Raw genomic sequence first — 18,587 nt, 5'->3', positions numbered from 1 at the left:
CTGTTTGAAATGGACGTAGCCAGCACCGCCCTCTTCGTGGGCAAGCCCACTCCCACAAGGATGGTGGTGTTGCGAGATTTTGTGGCCAATGCGAAACCCTGTGGGAGTGGGCTTGCCCGCGAAGAGGCCCTAGCGGCTGGCGAAAATCTCATTCGAAAAGCGCGGACAGTACCTACAACTGAATCAGACCCAACTGACTGGCACGCGATGAAGCCCGGCTCTACTTTGTCGTCCGAACCTATTCACACGGGCTAGCCAGAATGAATACATCACCTAAGCAGAATCCGATGCTGACGACCGACAAACCTGTGAGAAAGGAAGTCCGGGGTGAACTGACACTCCTTGATGTGCGGCGAGCGGCACGTGATGGACAGAAAGCGTTCGATAAATTCGTGATCACTGGCGGGCTGTGACCTTTTGATATCCACGAAAAAACCGGAAGCCAAACGCTTCCGGTTTTTTGTGCCGCTTACTCCTTCGGCACGAGGTTATCCAACGCCTGATTCACCGCCAGCTCGCCCAACATCACGACTTGCGCAATACCCAACAGGGTCTTGCGGTTCGGCCCTTCCAGCAGGCCGGCAAAGTCACCGAGCATGACCGTGGCTGACGCGAGGGATTCGCAGGCGTTGGCCAGCAAGGACTCCGTGTCGGTTTGCGGGTTGACCATGAATATGTCGTTTGGTGTGTAGGGCGTGGCCATGATCTGGGCTGCGGGGGTCAGGTAATAGTCGAGCGCGCGTTCGGCGGCGTCGTGGAGTTTTCTTGAATCGGGAAATTCGTACGGGGACACCGGATCTTCTAACGGTGGAATGACGGTCTTGGACATCAGCTGGAACTCCGGAAAGAGTCGCTTGAGGATTTTTATAGACGGCTGCCAGGCAGTGAGGGGACAAGCCCCTCACCGAGGCGGCAATTACCGCGCGACGTGATGGTTATCCAGCACTCGATTGACCAGCAGCTCACTCAGCATGATGACCTGCTGCAGAATCTGCATCGCCTTGCGCTGCGACGGATCGACGGTGTTGCCGAGATCCCGGGCCATGTCACTGGCCGACGACAGCGTTTCGCACGCTTCGACCAGCAGCGTTTCGTCATCCATTGTTGGATTGACCAGATAGATCTTGCCCGGCTTGCGTGATGGCTTGGACGTCTTCTGTGCGCCAGGATCGAGGTAATGATTGATCGCCCGCTCGGTGGCCGTTTTTATGTTTTCGGCTTCGAGTGCGGCGTCGTAGGGGATTGAATCGGTTTCTGGCGGGTTTGGCGTAATTTTGAACATACGGACTCTCTATCTTGAAAGAATTGAAGAGCCGTCACTTTCGCTACCAAACGAAGGGTGGCGGCCACACGTGGGTTGGTAGACCGGTCAAGACAGAGAAACCCCCGGCGCCCCCGAAGGAGCCCCACGCATGGCCACCATATAAAACGCAGCCAAAAAAATGAGACTGCATAAGGTGACGCCACACAGCTGTCAAGAAAACGGGCTACCAAACCCGATCACTGTTTTTCAGTGACAGGGAAACGATATAGCCCTCTCCAAGCCGCGTAAGCCGGCGGATTCTGGCGTACGTGTAGGCAACGACGCAAGGTGTTGTAGCCCTTATGGCGTAACGGTTCGTGTACTTTAAACGTGGTTACGCGATCGTGTTTATTCTCTGGAAATGCCGGGCTGGGGGGGAGCTTTCACTTTTTGAAACGTGTCTGTAGTGGTCAACAATTCCCGGACACAGAATTGAGTTTTTCTTCAGCAACCGCCGGCGGCACGAAACCGTTGACTGATGTGGCCGTATCCAGTTGTACCGCTGCATGAGTATGGACTTATGTACTGCTCCGCCAGCGCCGTCGTCATATAGTCCACCGTCGGCACCCATTCGGTTTTCAGGCTACAAAACAGCCGTTCCATCGGTGAGTTGTCGTAGCAGGTTCCCGTCTGCTCATGGTTTGAGTCATCCGCAGTCGCTGCCGAAAGCTGCGGCTGTCGTATTGGCTTCCCTGATCGCTGTGAAACAGGATGCCTCTTGGACTGCCACGGATTTCGAGGCGGGGCAAGCCAAAGTGGCCCGGCGATTTTTTGGAGACAAGGTCGAAGAGGAGGCAACTGCTGGGATGCTCATTCCACCCTCGCCGGGGTCTTTAAATTCGCGGCTGTTGGGAGAACCAATTGCCCTAGTGGGCCAACGAGGTCACAACTTCAATCAGCCGAACCCAGTCGAAGTGTCCAAATTGCGGAAAGCTGCACAGCCACAGCGGTCTCAGTTGAGGGCTTCAAACAACGCGCCGCTTCACATCCGTCCATCGAATGCCCTCAAAGCTATGGCCAAATGACATCTTCGCCGGTACATTCCTTTACCCGTTGCGCCATGGAAAGAGGAATGGAGGGGCTCGGCCCCGCCGTTACAAGGGTATGGACTGAGAGATAGTAGGATGAAAGATCCAGATGCTAGCCCCAGCGCAGCGGGCTATGGTTACCAGTACGAACGCGCGCTGTACCGCATCTTCACCGCACCCAACGCGCAGACCAGATTTGGCATTGAAACTGCTGATGATGTTGAAGAGATCAGCCAGACAGCGACAGGTTCTCGGCGTGTGTCAGAACAAGCGAAGCTTTCTGTCCAGCCTCGCAAAAACCCACTGCAAGACAGCAGTAAAAACCTGTGGAAGACGCTCCGCATCTGGTTGAACGGGTTAGCGGCTGCTAGGAAGGAACACGAGGAGTTGCAGTTTCTCCTCGTCACGAACCGCGTGCTTAAGAAAGGCACGCTGGCCATGCGGCTTTCTGATGCTCTTTCAAGGCAAGATGTGGCAGACGCAGTGGTTGCGCTTCGAACACATGCCGGCGGCATGACAGGTAAGCCTGGCGAGATCGCTCGGGATGTCATCGCCTACTCGGACGCCGACTTGGCATTTCTGATCGAGCACATGTCCATTGAGGACGGCCAGCTCAATGCCCAGATGAAGCAGCGCGTGATCGCAACCCTTCACCTCCCCGAGGATGCAGTGGCGAATGCTGAGGACATCTACCATGGTCTGGTCGGTTTCTTGTTCGACCGTTGCCAAGAGACCTGGGTCGCCCAAAAGCCTTTCTGGACGACTGCTCAACCATACTACAACAAGCGTCAAACGCTCGTTGAAGCGTTCATGAATGGCCCTTGGGAACCTCTACCCTTCGAGAAAACCGAGTTCGCACACTGGGCCGAGAAGATCGACCCCGCGGACATGCTGTTCGTGGAGCAGCTCAATAAAATCAACATGCCGAAAAGTCTGCTGATGAAGCAATTCGGCTTCTACTGTGCCGCCTACTCTGAGCGCATCCGCCTTCTGGAATCAGGTGGAGTTCTGGCCAAGGACTTTGATTTGGCTGAGCGTGTGCTCAGTGACCGCTGGGAGGCGATCAACGACCGCCACCAGTTGGACAACATGACGTCGTTGGATGACTACGGCACTGCTGATTACAGAGCTGTGATGACCAGAACCTTGTTTCCAGAAACCTTTCCGATGAAGGTGGGACGGATAAACTCCACGGCTCAGTACCTGTTCAGCGGCACCTATCACCGGATGGCCAACGCCGATGAAACACATTCGCCCATCCATTGGCACCGTGACGCTCCGGGCTCGGAGGATGAGTCATGAGTGAGGCGTATCTGGATCATCAATTGATCCACAACTCGTCATTGGCCTGCTTTCTCCTGACGCACTTCATAGGCGAATACCAAGAGGCAGGGCTTGGGCAAACCCCGGATCTACCGAAACTGATGCTGGTGCTGCCGCTGGTGTGGAATCAGCGCTCACGCGATGCGTTGAGCAAGCGCACCAGCCGCTCCACGCTGGGTGCAGTGCTCAGGGAGACCCCGCTGTTGAAAATTGATCTGCAGCAAAGGGTGTCCGCCCATGCGGCTACCACCCTACAAGGGCTCAATCTCGCCATCTCTTCGCGTCTGGTTGGAAAGATCGGCTCCAAGGGAAGTGAGACCAGCTTCCAAGTTCTGGTCGATCGTTGGCCACGAGGCATCAAGAACACCATGCCCGCGGCCATGCTGCAGACCACTGAGAAACTGGCGAAGTGGTTTGCCACCGACACGACAGAAAACCTGTACAAAGCCTTATTTGGGATTCCCAATGAAATTCACGATTGACGCAGTCATCCTTTGGCCTCGCTGCCCTGGCTTGGAGCCACGAGTCATTCCCTTTCAAGACGGGAAGATCAACATCATTTACGGGCTGAGCGGCACCGGCAAGTCATCAATTGTTCACATCATTGACTATGTGCTGGGCGCGACCAAATGCCAGATCCCAATCGGCATCATCCGCGACACGGTCGAGTGGTTCGGGATGAAAATCAGTCTACTCAACACAACCTACATCGTAGCGCGACGCACTCCAGGAAACTCCCAAGGCTCCAACGAGCTTTGCATGCTGGAAGCCGACGATGAACAGATCCCAGACTCCGTTTACCGTACACACTCCTTAGTGCAGTACAAAGCCGCCTTTGATGGCATGGTTCGGGTCAGTGATCTTCCCCACTCCGATGAGGAGGAGCCGTCCAGCTTCGATCGCCGCAGCTCCTATCGCGACATGGCGGCGTTCAACTTCCTGCCTCAGCACATCGTCGCAAACCCAAACACCCTGTTCTTCAAAACGGACTCATTTGCTCACAAGGAGCGCCTGACGCGGGCTATGCCCTACGCGCTCGGCATGGTGGATGCAAACTACATCATGAATGAGCGGCGTCGCGATGAAGCGCAGCGCGAGCAGGATCGGTTACGTAAACAGCTAGCAGTCCACGATGCGGCCAAGGCGAGCCATTACGCTGACGTCGACCAACTGTTTGATCGTTGCATTCAGCTGGGCTTGCTTGAGCGCACAAGCACCCAAGGTGCTCAGAAAGTAGAACGGCTCAAGAAGGTAGTCATCGCTACCCATGAAGGGCGGCTTGAGCAGACACTGCTGGAGCCTCAACGACTGCATATCTCAGAAAAGCTGAAGGTGGCCATCGAGGAAGTCGGGAAACAACAACGTATCGTTGACGAATTTGATGCCCAGATCGATGGCTTCGACCACCTGGCGCGTAACAGCAAGCGGTTCGTCGCGGCGATTGATACTGAGAAGTCCCATGTCATTGGGCTCGACTGGCTCAAGCAGAGCGTCTCTGATGGTGGGCACTGCGTGGCCTGCGGCTCGTTCACCAACGCCTTGCCTATGGTGATCGAGAACCTGGAAGAGAAGATCAACAAGGTTACCCGGATTTCGGACGCGCTCAAGGACAACCCCGTCGTCGACAAGCAACTGGCAACGCTGAAACGGCAGCGTGCCAAGGAGGAACGTGAGCTGTCTCGTTTGATGCGAGAGCAGGCTCGCTTGATCCAAGAGGATGAGCGCACACGTAATGTCATTGGCCAGATCTACTACGTGGCGGGCGAGATCAGCCGGCTGATCAAACAACTGGATGGCTCAGAAGCTGACGAAGGTCTGACCAAGCGCATGACCGAGCTGGAAGGCCTGATTCGGCATTACAACTTCCAGATGTCCTTGACCGACATGGCTGAGCAAGAGCGGAAGGTGGATGCCCAGCTGGCCCCGATGTTCGAGGACTATGCGGATCAGTTCGGCCTGAACGGAACGCCTGGCGCTGAGATTTATCTGGACAGGAAAGAGCTCACGCTTCGCTTCGATTCTCACGGCCAGCGAGATTACCTCTGGGAAATCGGCAGTGGTGCGAACTGGATGGGGTATCACATCGCGACATTCCTCGGCATTCATGAATATCTGTCGAAGGAAGAGAATCGCAAGCTCCCACCTTTCAGCTTCATCGTGATAGACCAGCCGAGCCAGGTCTATTTCCCAAGCAATACCGGTGGCATCAACGCATTGGATGCGGGTTTCGAAGCCGTGAATCAAACCCGGCCAGCGGATGTCGTTGCCACGCGCCGAATCTTCGAAGTATTGGCGGAAGGCCTCAAGCGTGCAGGTCATTTCATCCAGATCATTGTCCTTGAACATGCGGGCCCGGACATCTGGGGACAGGTGGCTGACACCGTGCCCGTAGCGGCGTGGCAGAGTAAGGACGACGGGCTCATCCCTGCCCACTGGATCCACCGTCACAATGACTTAGTGTAAGTACACATGGCCAGTTGTACTGCTCGGGCACAACTGGCTTAGGTGTTGATCAAATCAGTAGCCTTTAGAGTAAAATAAAGAACATCTTGGCAAAGGAACCCATATGTCACTAATGCGCATAAATCATGTGAGAAACGAACTAAAAAGATTGAGCGACGTGATAGCTTCACTAATAAAAAACCATAAAAGAGACCTCACTGAGTACAACACTCAGGCTAGCGAGAGCGAAAGAAAATTAACTGAAAGAGAAAGCATGGCGCAAAGCCAGCAAGACTGGGATGCTCTGCATGAAATAAATCTAGAAAAATTTAACAATACTCAGCCCCTAAGAATCATTGAGTCGCTTGCAAAGCTTCAGAATGAGCTGATTCTAGTCAAACATGTGGCGTTAATTGAGAGCATGATAGTCACAACATTTTGGTGTCTAACTCATTTGCTTTCGCATCAAGAATATCGAGAAAAATATTTCTCAGACCAAATAAATTTTTCAGATGGCTTTGAAGCAGCCAGCAAAATTCAAGAGCTCACAAATGGTGAGATCAAACTAAAATCCTTGAAATTTTGGGACATCTTCGAAACACTGAAGCCGATAAGAAACACAATCGCACATGGAGACCCTCTTTTCGTAATGAGCTACAGAAGGGCGATTAAATTTAACAAACAAATAGATCTTATACATCTAGACTCAGAAAAGAATGAGTGCATTCACACCAAGGGTCTTTATCCGATCCACATCCACCCTTCTTATGAACCAAACTCCAAATGGTTCTGCAACTTAAAAAGCGACTTAGAGGCAATTGACCAACTCAACAAAAAATGCAGCGACTTCGTTGAGGAGTTTCGAAACCTGTACCTGAAATTTGGAGCGTGCAAAGGAATATCCAACAACATGCTTTATGCATGCCGATTTTAATTCGCCACCCTCCCTAAGCCGTCATAAGAGCACCAGTCGCGCTTTGTATTGAAAATGCCAACTGATCACCGTGCAAAATCCGGCGAGCTCTGAAGTTGTTGCGAAAGCACTGGTAGCCTAGATTCGTAAAGAAGTCAGGCGCGACAGAGCACCAATGCCTCCCAGATTGCGGTCGCGCAAAGCGCGTTGCTTTCATGACAGGCTTTGTGTACCCCTCCCCTAGTCCCACATTGGCATAGGTCAAGCGCTACAGAGCTGCTCGTGTAGCATTGGATGGCATATCCGAAAATCGAAATTCTAAGAGGCTAATGTGAAAACCTAAACTGCTAGGACGCTCGTAGACTTCGTAGGCATCATTGATAACTTGAAACCTGAAGAACCCAATTCACTGTGGTTCCACGGCCAATCGAGCGTTAGTCACAGGCTCGTACCGGGTCCGGATATGCCCCTCCCAAAAAAAGCCTCACCGAAGAAACCCGGCAACCCTCTCCGCCGCCGAAGCCAAATGCTGCTCATGCGTAAACCCGGAAACCTTGAGCGGCTTCAAATCATGATCCCCAGAGGCCAACCAAAACACCTCAATACTCGGCGATAGATCGTAAGCCTCGACAGCGTCCCGATTCCCCAACGCATCCCGCTCGCCTTGCACAATCAGCGTCCGAGTCTTCAACCCAGCCAAATGCTCAACCCGTGGTTTCTCCGGTTTCCCAACCGCATAAAACGGATAACCCAGGCAAACCAAAGCATCAGCGCCAAGCTCATCGGCAAGAAGACTGGCCATCCGCCCCCCCATCGACTTCCCGCCAACCGCCAAAACCCCAGCGACATGAAGTCGCACCAAGCCATAAACCTCACGCCAACATTCCAACAACTTCGGCGCCGGATTCGGCGGGCGTTTACTGCCATCAACCCGCCGCTGCGCCATATAAGGAAACTCAAACCGCAACACGTTGATACCAAGCCCGGCAAGGCGCCCAGCCATATCCGTCATCCACTCGCTATCCATCGGCGCCCCGGCACCATGGGCAAGAATGAGCGTCGCCGAAGCCTCGCCAACAGCGGCATCCCAAAGCCACCCGTGATCCCGCAGGCACTGCGCCCATTGATCCCCGTCAATACTGGCCTTGTGCTGTTTGTCCATGCTTGCCTCGCTTTTAGTCTGCCTATAACTCCAGGCGAAGGATTCGCGGCGTTTTCTGCGCGCGCTCACTTCGGCTGAACCGTGGATGGGGAACCATGAACACTTCTATCAGTACCGCCTACAACTACAAGGTGGTCCGCCAATTCGCCATTATGACGGTGGTGTGGGGCATCGTCGGCATGGGGCTCGGGGTTTTTCTCGCGGCTCAATTGGTCTGGCCCGAACTCAACTTCAACCTGCCGTGGACCAGCTTCGGACGCCTGCGCCCGCTGCACACCAACGCGGTGATCTTCGCGTTCGGCGGCTGTGCCTTGTTCGCCAGTTCGTTCTACTCGGTGCAGCGCACCTGCCAGACGCAATTGTTTGCGCCGAAAATCGCCGCGTTCTGCTTCTGGGGCTGGCAACTGGTGATCCTGCTGGCGGCCATCAGCCTGCCGCTGGGCTACACCAGCTCCAAGGAATACGCCGAGCTGGAATGGCCGATCGACATCCTGATCACCATCGTCTGGGTCGCCTACGCCATCGTGTTCTTCGGCACGATCATGCAGCGCAAGACCAAGCACATTTATGTGGGCAACTGGTTCTTCGGCGCGTTCATCATCACCGTGGCGATCCTGCACATCGTCAACAACCTTGAGTTGCCGGTGAGTTTCACCAAGTCCTACTCGGTGTACGCCGGCGCGACCGACGCGATGGTGCAATGGTGGTACGGCCACAACGCCGTAGGCTTTTTCCTCACCGCCGGTTTCCTCGGGATGATGTACTACTTCGTGCCGAAACAGGCCGAACGTCCGGTGTATTCGTATCGTCTGTCGATCGTGCACTTCTGGGCGCTGATCACCCTGTACATCTGGGCCGGCCCGCACCACTTGCACTACACCGCGCTGCCGGACTGGGCGCAGTCGCTGGGCATGGTGATGTCGCTGGTACTGCTGGCACCGAGCTGGGGCGGCATGATCAACGGCATGATGACCCTCTCGGGCGCCTGGCATAAGTTGCGCAGCGACCCGATCCTGCGCTTCCTCGTGGTGTCGCTGGCGTTCTACGGCATGTCGACCTTTGAAGGTCCGATGATGGCGATCAAGACGGTGAACGCCCTCTCCCACTACACCGACTGGACCATCGGCCACGTTCACGCCGGCGCGCTCGGCTGGGTGGCGATGATTTCCATCGGCGCGCTGTACCACATGATCCCGAAAATCTTCGGCAAAGAGCAGATGCACAGCATCGGCCTGATCAACGCGCACTTCTGGCTCGCGACCATCGGCACCGTGCTCTATATCGCCTCGATGTGGGTCAACGGCATTGCACAAGGCCTGATGTGGCGTGCGGTGAACGAGGACGGCACGCTGACCTACTCCTTCGTCGAAACCCTGGTGGCCAGCCACCCAGGCTTCGTCGTGCGGCTGATTGGCGGGGCGATCTTCCTCAGCGGCATGTTCCTGATGGCTTACAACACCTGGCGCACCGTGCGGGCCTCGCAGCCTGCTGACGTCGTTGCTGCCGCGCAGATGGCCTGAGGAGTCCGCCATGAAACACGAAACGATTGAAAAGAACGTCGGCCTGCTGATGCTGCTGATGGTGTTCGCCGTGAGCATCGGCGGCCTGACCCAGATCGTCCCGCTGTTCTTCCAGGACGTGACCAACAAACCGGTGGAAGGCATGAAGCCCTATACCGCGCTGCAACTGGAAGGCCGCGACATCTACATCCGCGAAGGCTGCGTCGGTTGCCACTCGCAGATGATCCGTCCGTTCCGCGCCGAAACCGAACGCTACGGCCACTACTCGGTGGCCGGTGAAAGCGTGTGGGATCACCCGTTCCTGTGGGGCTCCAAGCGTACCGGTCCGGACCTGGCCCGGGTTGGCGCGCGTTACTCGGATGACTGGCACCGTGCGCACTTGTACAACCCGCGCAACGTCGTACCGGAATCGAAAATGCCGGCCTACCCATGGCTGGTCACCCAACCGGTCGACAGCAGCCACACCGAAACCAAGCTCAAGGTCATGCGCACCCTCGGCGTGCCGTACACCGACGACGACATCAGCGGCGCGGTGGCCAGCCTCAAGGGCAAGACCGAAATGGACGCCCTCGTCTCCTACCTGCAGGTGCTTGGCACTGCGATCAAGAGCAAGAGGTGAGCCATGGTCTTTGAAATGAGCGCGGGGCTGATACGCGGCCTCGGCACGGTCGTGGTGTTCGTGGCCTTCGTCGGCCTGACCCTCTGGGTGTTCAACCGCAAGCGCACGCCGGAATTCGCCGAAGCGCGCCTGCTGCCGTTTGCCGACGAGCCGCAACCCGACACTACCCAAGCTAATGAAACAAGGAGTACCCGGCCATGACCACCTTCTGGAGTACGTGGATCTGCGTACTGACCATCGGCAGCCTGATCGGCCTGACCTGGCTGCTGGTCGGCACCCGTCGGGGCGAGACCAAGGGCAGCGTCGACCAGACCATGGGCCACAGCTTCGACGGCATCGAGGAGTACGACAACCCGCTGCCGCAGTGGTGGTTCATGCTGTTCGCCGGCACGCTGGTGTTTTCCGTGGGCTATCTGATCCTTTACCCGGGCCTCGGTAACTGGAAAGGCATCCTGCCCGGCTACGAGGACGGCTGGACCGGCGTCCACGAGTGGGAAAAGGAAATGAGCAAGGCTGACGCCAAGTTCGGGCCGATCTTCGCCAAATTCGCCGCGATGCCGGTGGAAGAAGTGGCGAAGGATCCGCAGGCGCTGAAAATGGGCGGCCGTCTGTTCGCGTCGAACTGCTCGGTGTGCCACGGTTCGGATGCCAAGGGCGCGTTCGGCTTCCCTAACCTGGCCGACCAAGACTGGCGTTGGGGCGGCAGTGCCGAGACGATCAAGACCACCATCATGGGTGGCCGGATCGCGGCGATGCCGGCCTGGGGCGAGTCGCTCGGTGAGGCCGGGGTGAAGAACGTCGCGGCGTACGTGCGTCACGAACTGGCCGGGCTGCCACTGCCGGCGGACAACAAGGCCGACCTGCAAGCGGGACAGCAAACGTTCAGCACCATGTGCGTAGCCTGTCATGGGGCAACCGGCCAGGGCACTGAAGCCATGGGTGCGCCGAATCTGACGCACCCGGCCGGATTCATCTATGGCACCAGCCTGACCCAACTTGAACAGACCATTCGCCATGGTCGTCAGGGCCACATGCCAGCTCAGAACGAGCTGCTGGGTAACGATAAAGTGCAATTGCTGGCGGCTTATGTGTACAGCTTGAGCCATGGATTGAATACAGAAAAACTGATTACTGAGGACAATAAAAAGTAATCATTGCGTACAACACTGCCGCACGTTTCCAGTGCGGCAGTTTCCAGTCCCTTTGCGACGCATTGTCGCACCCCTTCACCCCCTCTCCTTTCGGTTACCCGGATTCGGGTCTACGCTTGCTCGATGCGGACTGGCCCGTGCCGGTTCCAGGTCGACCCTGAGCGAGGCGTTGAACGAATCGGCTGACTGACATGGCCGCAAAGGCCGGTAGATACCGGCTGTCGTGCCGATTACCGTCCGTCACCCGAACCGAGCGTTCGAACACACCCCGTTACATCCGACCTGGACCCCTCACTTTTTTTGTTCGCTGCGACATTTTGCCCGAGGGCAATTTTGTCCTTACGCGGCGCATGGAAAGGCCGCAGAATCAGCGTTGGAAAGCATTGACCCAGGTCATGGCGCGTTGCATTGACCCCCTGCTTTCTACATACTTGCGGCCGATTTTAATCCTAATAAAACACCCAAACCGTGGAACCTTAGAATGAGCACAGCAATCAGTCCGACTGCTTATAACTATAAGGTAGTCCGCCAGTTCGCCATCATGACGGTGGTCTGGGGGATCCTTGGCATGGGGCTCGGTGTCTTCATCGCCTCGCAACTGGTCTGGCCGGAGTTGAACTTCGGCCTGCCGTGGACGAGCTTTGGACGCCTGCGCCCGTTGCACACAAACCTGGTGATTTTCGCCTTCGGTGGTTGTGCACTGTTTGCCACTTCCTACTATGTCGTGCAGCGAACCTGCCAGACGCGACTGATTTCCGACAGCCTCGCAGCCTTCACCTTCTGGGGATGGCAAGCGGTCATCGTCGGCGCAATCATTACCTTGCCGCTGGGTTACACCACCACCAAGGAATACGCGGAACTGGAATGGCCCCTCGCCATTTTGCTGGCCATTGTCTGGGTCACCTACGGTCTGGTGTTCTTCGGCACCATCACCAAGCGCAAGACCAAGCACATCTACGTGGGTAACTGGTTCTACGGCGCGTTCATCGTCGTGACCGCGATGCTGCACATCGTCAACCACGCCTCGCTGCCGGTCAGCTTCTTCAAGTCCTACTCGGCCTACGCCGGTGCGACCGACGCGATGATCCAGTGGTGGTACGGCCACAACGCCGTGGGCTTCTTCCTGACCACCGGCTTCCTGGGGATGATGTACTACTTCGTGCCGAAACAGGCCGAACGTCCGATCTACTCCTATCGCCTGTCGATCGTGCACTTCTGGGCGCTGATCACCCTGTACATCTGGGCCGGCCCGCACCACCTGCACTACACCGCGCTGCCGGACTGGGCGCAATCGCTGGGCATGGCGATGTCGATCATCCTGCTGGCACCAAGCTGGGGCGGCATGATCAACGGCATGATGACCCTGTCGGGCGCCTGGCATAAGCTGCGCACCGACCCGATCCTGCGTTTCCTCGTGGTATCGCTGGCGTTCTACGGCATGTCGACCTTCGAAGGTCCGATGATGGCGATCAAGACCGTCAACTCGCTCTCGCACTACACCGACTGGACCATCGGCCACGTACACGCTGGCGCACTCGGCTGGGTGGCAATGATCTCGATCGGCGCGATCTACCACATGATCCCGAAACTGTTCGGCCGCGCGCAGATGCACAGCGTCGGTCTGATCAACGCGCACTTCTGGCTCGCGACCATCGGTACCGTGCTGTACATCGCTTCGATGTGGGTCAACGGCATCACTCAAGGCCTGATGTGGCGTGCAATCAACGACGACGGCACCCTCACCTACTCGTTCGTTGAAGCGCTGCAGGCCAGCCACCCTGGCTACATCGTTCGTGCCCTGGGCGGTGCGTTCTTCGCCAGCGGCATGTTCCTGATGGCCTACAACGTGTGGCGCACCGTTCGCGCCTCGGACCCGGCTGAAGCTGAAGCCGCCGCCAAGATCGCCGTAGTTGGAGCTCACTGATGAAGCATGAAGCTGTCGAGAAGAATATTGGCCTGCTGGCCTTCTTCATGGTCATCGCCGTCAGCGTCGGTGGCCTGACCCAAATCGTTCCGCTGTTTTTCCAGGACGTCACCAACAAGCCGGTCGAAGGCATGAAGCCGCGCACCGCCCTTGAACTGGAAGGCCGCGACGTTTACATCGCCAACGGCTGTGTCGGCTGCCACTCGCAGATGATCCGTCCGTTCCGTGCCGAAACCGAACGCTACGGCCACTACTCGGTCGCCGGTGAAAGCGTCTGGGATCACCCGTTCCTGTGGGGTTCCAAACGTACCGGCCCGGACCTGGCCCGTGTCGGCGGTCGTTACTCCGATGACTGGCAGCGTGCGCACTTGTACAACCCGCGCAACGTAGTGCCTGAGTCGAAAATGCCGGCTTACCCGTTCCTCGTGGAAAACAAGCTCGACGGCAAAGACACGGCCAAGAAAATGGAAGTGTTGCGCACGCTCGGCGTCCCTTACACCGACGAAGACATTGCCGGTGCAAAAGACGCTGTGAAGGGTAAAACCGAAATGGACGCGCTGGTGGCCTATCTGCAAGGCCTGGGCACCATCATCAAAAGCAAACGGTGATCTGGATGGATATCGGGATGATTCGAGGCCTGGGCACCGTTGTCGTGATGGTTGCCTTCATCGGTCTGGCGTTGTGGGTGTTCAGCCCCAAGCGCAAGTCGGAGTTTGAAGACGCGACCTTGCTGCCCTTCGCGGATGATCCCGAAGCCATCAAGCACGTCGAGCAAGCTTCTAGGAGTAACAAAGAATGACTACATTCTGGAGTCTGTACGTCACAGTCCTCAGTCTCGGTACGATCTTTTCCCTGACCTGGCTGTTGCTGTCGACCCGCAAGGGTCAGCGCGCCGAGCAGACCGACGAGACGGTCGGCCACTCCTTCGACGGGATCGAGGAGTACGACAACCCGCTGCCGAAATGGTGGTTCATGCTGTTCGTGGGCACCATCGTGTTCGCTCTGGGTTATCTGGTGCTGTACCCGGGCCTGGGCAACTGGAAAGGTCTGCTGCCGGGCTACAACTACCTCGATAACGACAAGCAGACCGCGTTCGCCAACGGCCAGACCGGCTGGACCGGCGTTCACGAGTGGGAAAAGGAAATGGCTCGCTCGGACGCCAAGTTCGGTCCGATCTTCGCCAAGTTCGCGGCCATGCCGATTGAAGAAGTGGCCAAGGATCCGCAAGCCCTGAAGATGGGCGGCCGTCTGTTCGCCTCCAACTGCTCGGTCTGCCACGGTTCCGACGCCAAGGGCGCTTATGGTTTCCCTAACCTGACCGACGCCGATTGGCGCTGGGGCGGCGAGCCGGAAACCATCAAGACCACCATCATGGGCGGTCGTCACGCCGTGATGCCAGCCTGGGCTGAAGTCATTGGTGAGCAAGGCGTAGCCGATGTGGCAGCATTCGTGCTGACCAACCTCGATGGCCGCAAGCTGCCGGAAGGCACCAAGGCTGACCCGGTTGCCGGCCAGAAACTGTTCGCGACCAACTGCGTGGCCTGCCACGGTCCGGAAGGTAAAGGCACCCCGGCGATGGGCGCACCCAACCTGACCCACCCGGCCGCGTTCATCTACGGTTCGAGCTTCGCGCAACTGCAGCAGACCATCCGTTACGGCCGTCAGGGCCAGATGCCTGCCCAGGAACAACTGCAAGGCAACGACAAGGTTCACCTGCTGGCGGCGTATGTTTACAGCCTGTCCCATGGTGAAAAACCAGCGGAAGCCGAGGCGCAGTAAGGCCAACGCTTGAAGCAAAAAAAGGCCCCGCCAATGAGAATTGGCGGGGCCTTTTTGTTTCTGGCCTTTGATGGGCCGACCAGTGGTTGCGCTCGACAGGCTTTCCAGGTTGTGGGGGATCGCACGCGGTAGTAACGTTGCTACAAATCTTCTTCAGGAGAGGTCGCAATGATGGCCATCACCACCATTTCCAGCCGCGAATTCAATCAGGACACAAGCAGTGCCAAAAAAGCCACACGCAACGGGCCGGTAATCATCACTGATCGTGGCAAGCCCGCCCACGTACTGCTAAGCATTGAGGAGTACGAAAAACTCACCGGCCTCAACGCGAGCATCGTCGATCTGCTGGTCATGCCTGAAGCGGCAGACATCGAGTTCGAAACCGAGCGTTCCGTGATCACTCACCGCCCCGTGGATCTGTCCTGAATGTATTTGCTCGACACCAATGTGATTTCTGAACTGCGCAAACCCCAGGCCGACAAGAACGTTGTCGCCTGGGCCAGATCTGTCATTGCCCCTCGTATGTTTATTTCGGCCATTACCTTGAAGGAACTGGAGACCGGGGTGCTCCGCATGGAGCGTCGCGATCCGGCTCAGGGAAAGGTTTTGCGCACCTGGCTCAAGCGTCATGTGATGCCGGCCTTCGATGCGCGAATCCTGCCAGTCGATGCCGCCGTCGCCCTGCGCTGCGCCCGCCTTCATGTGCCGGATCAGGCCAATGAAAGCGATGCCTTGATCGCCGCGACGGCATTGGTACATGGGCTGACGGTGGTCACCCGCAATGTCGCCGATTTTGAATCCAGTGGCGTTGCGCTCATCAATCCGTGGGACTGAAAGGCCCGTACCTCAGCAGGAAGCATCGCAGCTTCACATCTCGCAATTGAAATTCGATGGGCACATTTGCTGGCAAGCGATAACGTCCCCCTGCAGCCGTTGTGCTGTACATGAAGACTTCACGACTCATCTGGCAAGGAAGCTATGCAATGACAGAACAACATCAGAATCTGGAAACTGATCAGACGATCCAGGCTGGCGAACAAACGTCACAAAATGATGCGAACGACAGCGCCAACCTGAGACGACAAGCGCGATCCGTCGTGAGCGAAGCCGGCGCCGACAGAAAACGCAGCACCGGCGGGATCGACAGCCTTGGCGGCGGCCGCTTGCCGTGACCGACTGATAAAAGCGACGGCAATGCCTGCGCTTCTACAGAAAGCCGTCGCGATCTCAGCAGCAGCCATCGTCTATAGTCAATTGATCTGCATCATGCTTTGTTACATTCGCTACACCATTCATGATTTTCCCCCAACGCGACCAAAGGTCGCACCCGTTCGTCGGCGTGACAGGCGTATCATTGCGCCACCGCAACACCCCTTTTTGACCCCGGCCGGCACGTATCGACCGAGGCATTTTTCCACTGCCGTGGGATGCAATGATGAGTAATCAGATTCCGGTACACGACGTCACGCCCCCCAACAAGAACGCGAACAACAGCGTCGACCTTTACGCCTCTCGAGAAAAAATCTACACCCGTGCTTTCACCGGCCTGTTCCGCAATCTGCGGATGATGGGCGGCGCGGCGCTGTTCCTGCTGTATTTCGGTACGGTGTGGCTGAACTGGGGCGGCCATCAGGCCGTGTGGTGGAACCTGCCGGAACGCAAGTTCTTCATTTTCGGCGCCACGTTCTGGCCGCAGGATTTCATTCTGCTTTCCGGGCTGTTGATCATTGCGGCGTTCGGCCTGTTCTTCATCACCGTGTATGCCGGCAGGGTCTGGTGTGGTTACACCTGCCCGCAAAGCGTGTGGACGTGGATTTTCATGTGGTGCGAGAAGGTCACCGAAGGCGACCGCAACCAGCGCATCAAGCTCGACAAGGCGCCGATGAGCGCCAACAAGTTCCTGCGTAAATTCGCCAAGCACGCACTGTGGCTGCTGATCGGTTTCGTCACCGGCATGACCTTCGTCGGCTACTTCTCGCCGATCCGCGAACTGGTGTTCGAGTTCTTCACCGGCCAGGCCGATGGCTGGTCGTATTTCTGGGTCGGTTTCTTCACCCTCGCCACGTACGGCAACGCCGGTTGGCTGCGTGAGCAGGTGTGCATCTACATGTGTCCGTATGCGCGCTTCCAGAGCGTGATGTTCGACAAGGACACCCTGATCGTCTCCTACGACCCGCGTCGCGGCGAAAGCCGTGGCCCGCGCAAGAAAGGTGTCGACTACAAGGCCCAGGGCCTGGGCGACTGCATCGACTGCACCATGTGCGTCCAGGTCTGCCCGACCGGCATCGACATCCGCGACGGCCTGCAGATCGAGTGCATCGGCTGCGCCGCGTGCATCGACGCCTGCGACAGCATCATGGACAAGATGGATTACCCGCGCGGGCTGATCAGCTACACCACCGAACACAACCTGTCCGGCCAGAAGACCCATAAACTGCGTCCACGCCTGATCGGCTATGCCGTGGTGCTGCTGGCGATGATCAGTCTCTTGGTGACGGCATTCTTCATGCGTTCGCTGGTGGGTTTCGACGTCAGCAAGGACCGCGTGCTTTATCGCGAAAACGCCGAAGGCCGGATCGAAAACGTCTACAGCCTGAAGATCATGAACAAGGATCAGCGCGACCACACCTACCTGCTGGAAGCCGCTGGCTTGCCGGATCTGCGCCTGCAAGGCAAGCGCGAGATCAAGGTGCCGGCCGGGGAAATCTTCAGCATGCCGGTCGAGCTGTCGAGCGCGCCCGAACAACTGCCGTCGAGCACCAACGAGGTGAAATTCATCCTCAAGGATGCCGATGACGACAGCGTCCACGTAGAAGCCAAGAGCCGGTTCATCGGCCCACAAAATCGTTGAGAGAACTGAACATGCCCGCAGCAAACGCCGCAAGTCCTTGGTACAAGCACCTTTGGCCATGGATCATCATCGGGATTCTGGCCTGTTCAGTGACCCTGACGCTGTCCATGGTGACCATCGCGGTGAACAACCCGGACAACCTGGTCAACGACAACTACTACGAGGCCGGCAAAGGCATCAACCGTTCGCTGGATCGTGAGCTGCTGGCGCAGAACCTGAAGATGCGCGCTGCCGTGCATCTGGATGACGTCACCGGTGAAGTCGATCTGCGGTTGAGCGGCAACAGCCAGCCGAAGACCCTTGAGCTGAACCTGATCTCGCCGACCCAGCCGGACAAGGATCGCAAGATTGTCCTGACCCGCAGTGAAACCGAAACCGGCCGCTACATTGGCCAGTTGAGCGACAAGATCGAAGGCCGGCGCTTTGTGGAACTGCTGGGTTCGCAGGACGATCACGTGTGGCGGATGTTCGAAGAAGAAGTGGTCAGCCATGACAAGGATTTGTTGCTGGGTGATGAACCGCTGCAGGGTGCTGAGGATTTGAAGAAGTAAACAGCCTGCAAGTGCCCCCTC

At 57.1% G+C, this 18,587-nt stretch carries 20 protein-coding genes and 1 pseudogene; 17 read left to right on the top strand and 4 right to left on the bottom strand.

Annotated elements, in window-relative coordinates; translation table 11 throughout:
• Positions 1-469: 469 nt before the first annotated feature.
• From AC3WRD_RS11945 to AC3WRD_RS11935, 3 genes and pseudogenes are all read right to left on the bottom strand, one after another.
• Entirely contained in the window at positions 470-829 is a 360-nt protein-coding gene (locus tag AC3WRD_RS11945; RefSeq protein WP_102621941.1) for a DUF6124 family protein, read from the bottom strand.
• Positions 830-916: 87 nt separating this feature from the next.
• Positions 917-1,282: a DUF6124 family protein gene (locus AC3WRD_RS11940; protein WP_102668465.1), complete on the bottom strand. Its 366-nt coding sequence runs from the start codon at positions 1,280-1,282 to the stop codon at positions 917-919.
• 431 nt (positions 1,283-1,713) lie between these two features.
• A pseudogene (locus AC3WRD_RS11935) lies at positions 1,714-2,040 on the bottom strand (integrase core domain-containing protein); the annotation flags it as partial.
• Positions 2,041-2,427: 387 nt separating this feature from the next.
• Here AC3WRD_RS11935 and AC3WRD_RS11930 point away from each other — a divergent pair.
• The 4 genes from AC3WRD_RS11930 to AC3WRD_RS11915 all read left to right on the top strand — a co-directional run bounded on the left by AC3WRD_RS11930 (position 2,428) and on the right by AC3WRD_RS11915 (position 7,030).
• A complete protein-coding gene (locus tag AC3WRD_RS11930; protein WP_102622802.1) occupies positions 2,428-3,633 on the top strand; it encodes an ABC-three component system protein in 1,206 nt (401 codons plus the stop codon).
• Positions 3,630-4,136: a three component ABC system middle component gene (locus tag AC3WRD_RS11925; RefSeq protein WP_102622803.1), complete on the top strand. Its 507-nt coding sequence runs from the start codon at positions 3,630-3,632 to the stop codon at positions 4,134-4,136. Before AC3WRD_RS11930 ends, AC3WRD_RS11925 begins: the two co-directional genes overlap by 4 nt.
• The gene (locus tag AC3WRD_RS11920; RefSeq protein WP_102622804.1) at positions 4,120-6,117 is read left to right on the top strand and encodes a DUF3732 domain-containing protein; all 1,998 of its coding nucleotides are present in this window, start codon (positions 4,120-4,122) and stop codon (positions 6,115-6,117) included. The genes AC3WRD_RS11925 and AC3WRD_RS11920 overlap by 17 nt, the downstream gene beginning before the upstream one ends.
• Before the next feature lie 103 nt (positions 6,118-6,220).
• On the top strand, positions 6,221-7,030 hold the full coding sequence (locus tag AC3WRD_RS11915; protein WP_102650875.1) for a hypothetical protein: 810 nt from the start codon (positions 6,221-6,223) through the stop codon (positions 7,028-7,030).
• A 463-nt stretch (positions 7,031-7,493) separates the two neighbouring features.
• On the opposite strand, the gene AC3WRD_RS11910 is transcribed toward AC3WRD_RS11915, so the two are convergent.
• Positions 7,494-8,171: an alpha/beta family hydrolase gene (locus AC3WRD_RS11910; protein WP_102622550.1), complete on the bottom strand. Its 678-nt coding sequence runs from the start codon at positions 8,169-8,171 to the stop codon at positions 7,494-7,496.
• A 95-nt stretch (positions 8,172-8,266) separates the two neighbouring features.
• Between AC3WRD_RS11910 and ccoN (AC3WRD_RS11905) the strand changes: the two genes are divergently transcribed.
• From ccoN (AC3WRD_RS11905) to AC3WRD_RS11845, 13 genes are all read left to right on the top strand, one after another.
• On the top strand, positions 8,267-9,691 hold the full coding sequence (ccoN, locus tag AC3WRD_RS11905) for a cytochrome-c oxidase, cbb3-type subunit I (protein ID WP_007960356.1): 1,425 nt from the start codon (positions 8,267-8,269) through the stop codon (positions 9,689-9,691).
• A 10-nt stretch (positions 9,692-9,701) separates the two neighbouring features.
• Positions 9,702-10,310, top strand: coding sequence for a cytochrome-c oxidase, cbb3-type subunit II (ccoO, locus tag AC3WRD_RS11900; RefSeq protein ID WP_007960355.1), 609 nt, complete (start codon positions 9,702-9,704; stop codon positions 10,308-10,310).
• A 3-nt stretch (positions 10,311-10,313) separates the two neighbouring features.
• Positions 10,314-10,511 (top strand): cbb3-type cytochrome oxidase subunit 3, encoded by a 198-nt coding sequence (locus AC3WRD_RS11895; RefSeq protein WP_007960354.1) that lies wholly within the window; start codon positions 10,314-10,316, stop codon positions 10,509-10,511.
• Positions 10,508-11,461: a cytochrome-c oxidase, cbb3-type subunit III gene (gene ccoP / locus AC3WRD_RS11890; RefSeq protein WP_102622551.1), complete on the top strand. Its 954-nt coding sequence runs from the start codon at positions 10,508-10,510 to the stop codon at positions 11,459-11,461. The genes AC3WRD_RS11895 and ccoP (AC3WRD_RS11890) overlap by 4 nt, the downstream gene beginning before the upstream one ends.
• A gap of 481 nt (positions 11,462-11,942) precedes the next feature.
• Positions 11,943-13,385 carry a cytochrome-c oxidase, cbb3-type subunit I gene (gene ccoN, locus AC3WRD_RS11885; protein ID WP_085711942.1) on the top strand — a complete coding sequence of 481 codons (1,443 nt, stop codon included), beginning with the start codon at positions 11,943-11,945 and terminating at the stop codon, positions 13,383-13,385.
• A complete protein-coding gene (gene ccoO, locus AC3WRD_RS11880) occupies positions 13,385-13,993 on the top strand; it encodes a cytochrome-c oxidase, cbb3-type subunit II (RefSeq protein WP_007905434.1) in 609 nt (202 codons plus the stop codon). Before ccoN (AC3WRD_RS11885) ends, ccoO (AC3WRD_RS11880) begins: the two co-directional genes overlap by 1 nt.
• 5 nt (positions 13,994-13,998) lie before the next feature.
• On the top strand, positions 13,999-14,184 hold the full coding sequence (locus tag AC3WRD_RS11875; RefSeq protein ID WP_003175465.1) for a CcoQ/FixQ family Cbb3-type cytochrome c oxidase assembly chaperone: 186 nt from the start codon (positions 13,999-14,001) through the stop codon (positions 14,182-14,184).
• Entirely contained in the window at positions 14,181-15,164 is a 984-nt protein-coding gene (gene ccoP / locus AC3WRD_RS11870; RefSeq protein ID WP_096822486.1) for a cytochrome-c oxidase, cbb3-type subunit III, read from the top strand. The genes AC3WRD_RS11875 and ccoP (AC3WRD_RS11870) overlap by 4 nt, the downstream gene beginning before the upstream one ends.
• 171 nt (positions 15,165-15,335) lie before the next feature.
• Complete coding sequence (locus AC3WRD_RS11865) at positions 15,336-15,590, top strand: type II toxin-antitoxin system Phd/YefM family antitoxin (protein ID WP_173861403.1); 255 nt, start codon at positions 15,336-15,338, stop codon at positions 15,588-15,590.
• Complete coding sequence (locus AC3WRD_RS11860) at positions 15,591-15,998, top strand: type II toxin-antitoxin system VapC family toxin (RefSeq protein ID WP_102622553.1); 408 nt, start codon at positions 15,591-15,593, stop codon at positions 15,996-15,998. It begins immediately after the preceding gene.
• A gap of 149 nt (positions 15,999-16,147) precedes the next feature.
• Complete coding sequence (locus AC3WRD_RS11855; RefSeq protein ID WP_102622554.1) at positions 16,148-16,336, top strand: hypothetical protein; 189 nt, start codon at positions 16,148-16,150, stop codon at positions 16,334-16,336.
• Between the two features lie 263 nt (positions 16,337-16,599).
• Positions 16,600-18,015, top strand: a complete 1,416-nt coding sequence (ccoG, locus tag AC3WRD_RS11850) for a cytochrome c oxidase accessory protein CcoG (RefSeq protein ID WP_102622555.1) — start codon at positions 16,600-16,602, stop codon at positions 18,013-18,015.
• An 11-nt stretch (positions 18,016-18,026) separates the two neighbouring features.
• Positions 18,027-18,566, top strand: coding sequence for a FixH family protein (locus tag AC3WRD_RS11845; protein ID WP_102622556.1), 540 nt, complete (start codon positions 18,027-18,029; stop codon positions 18,564-18,566).
• Positions 18,567-18,587 lie beyond the last annotated feature (21 nt).

It is taken from the genome of Pseudomonas sp. FW215-R2 (assembly GCF_058789255.1).
This window is presented reverse-complemented; position numbering and strand designations above follow the sequence as displayed.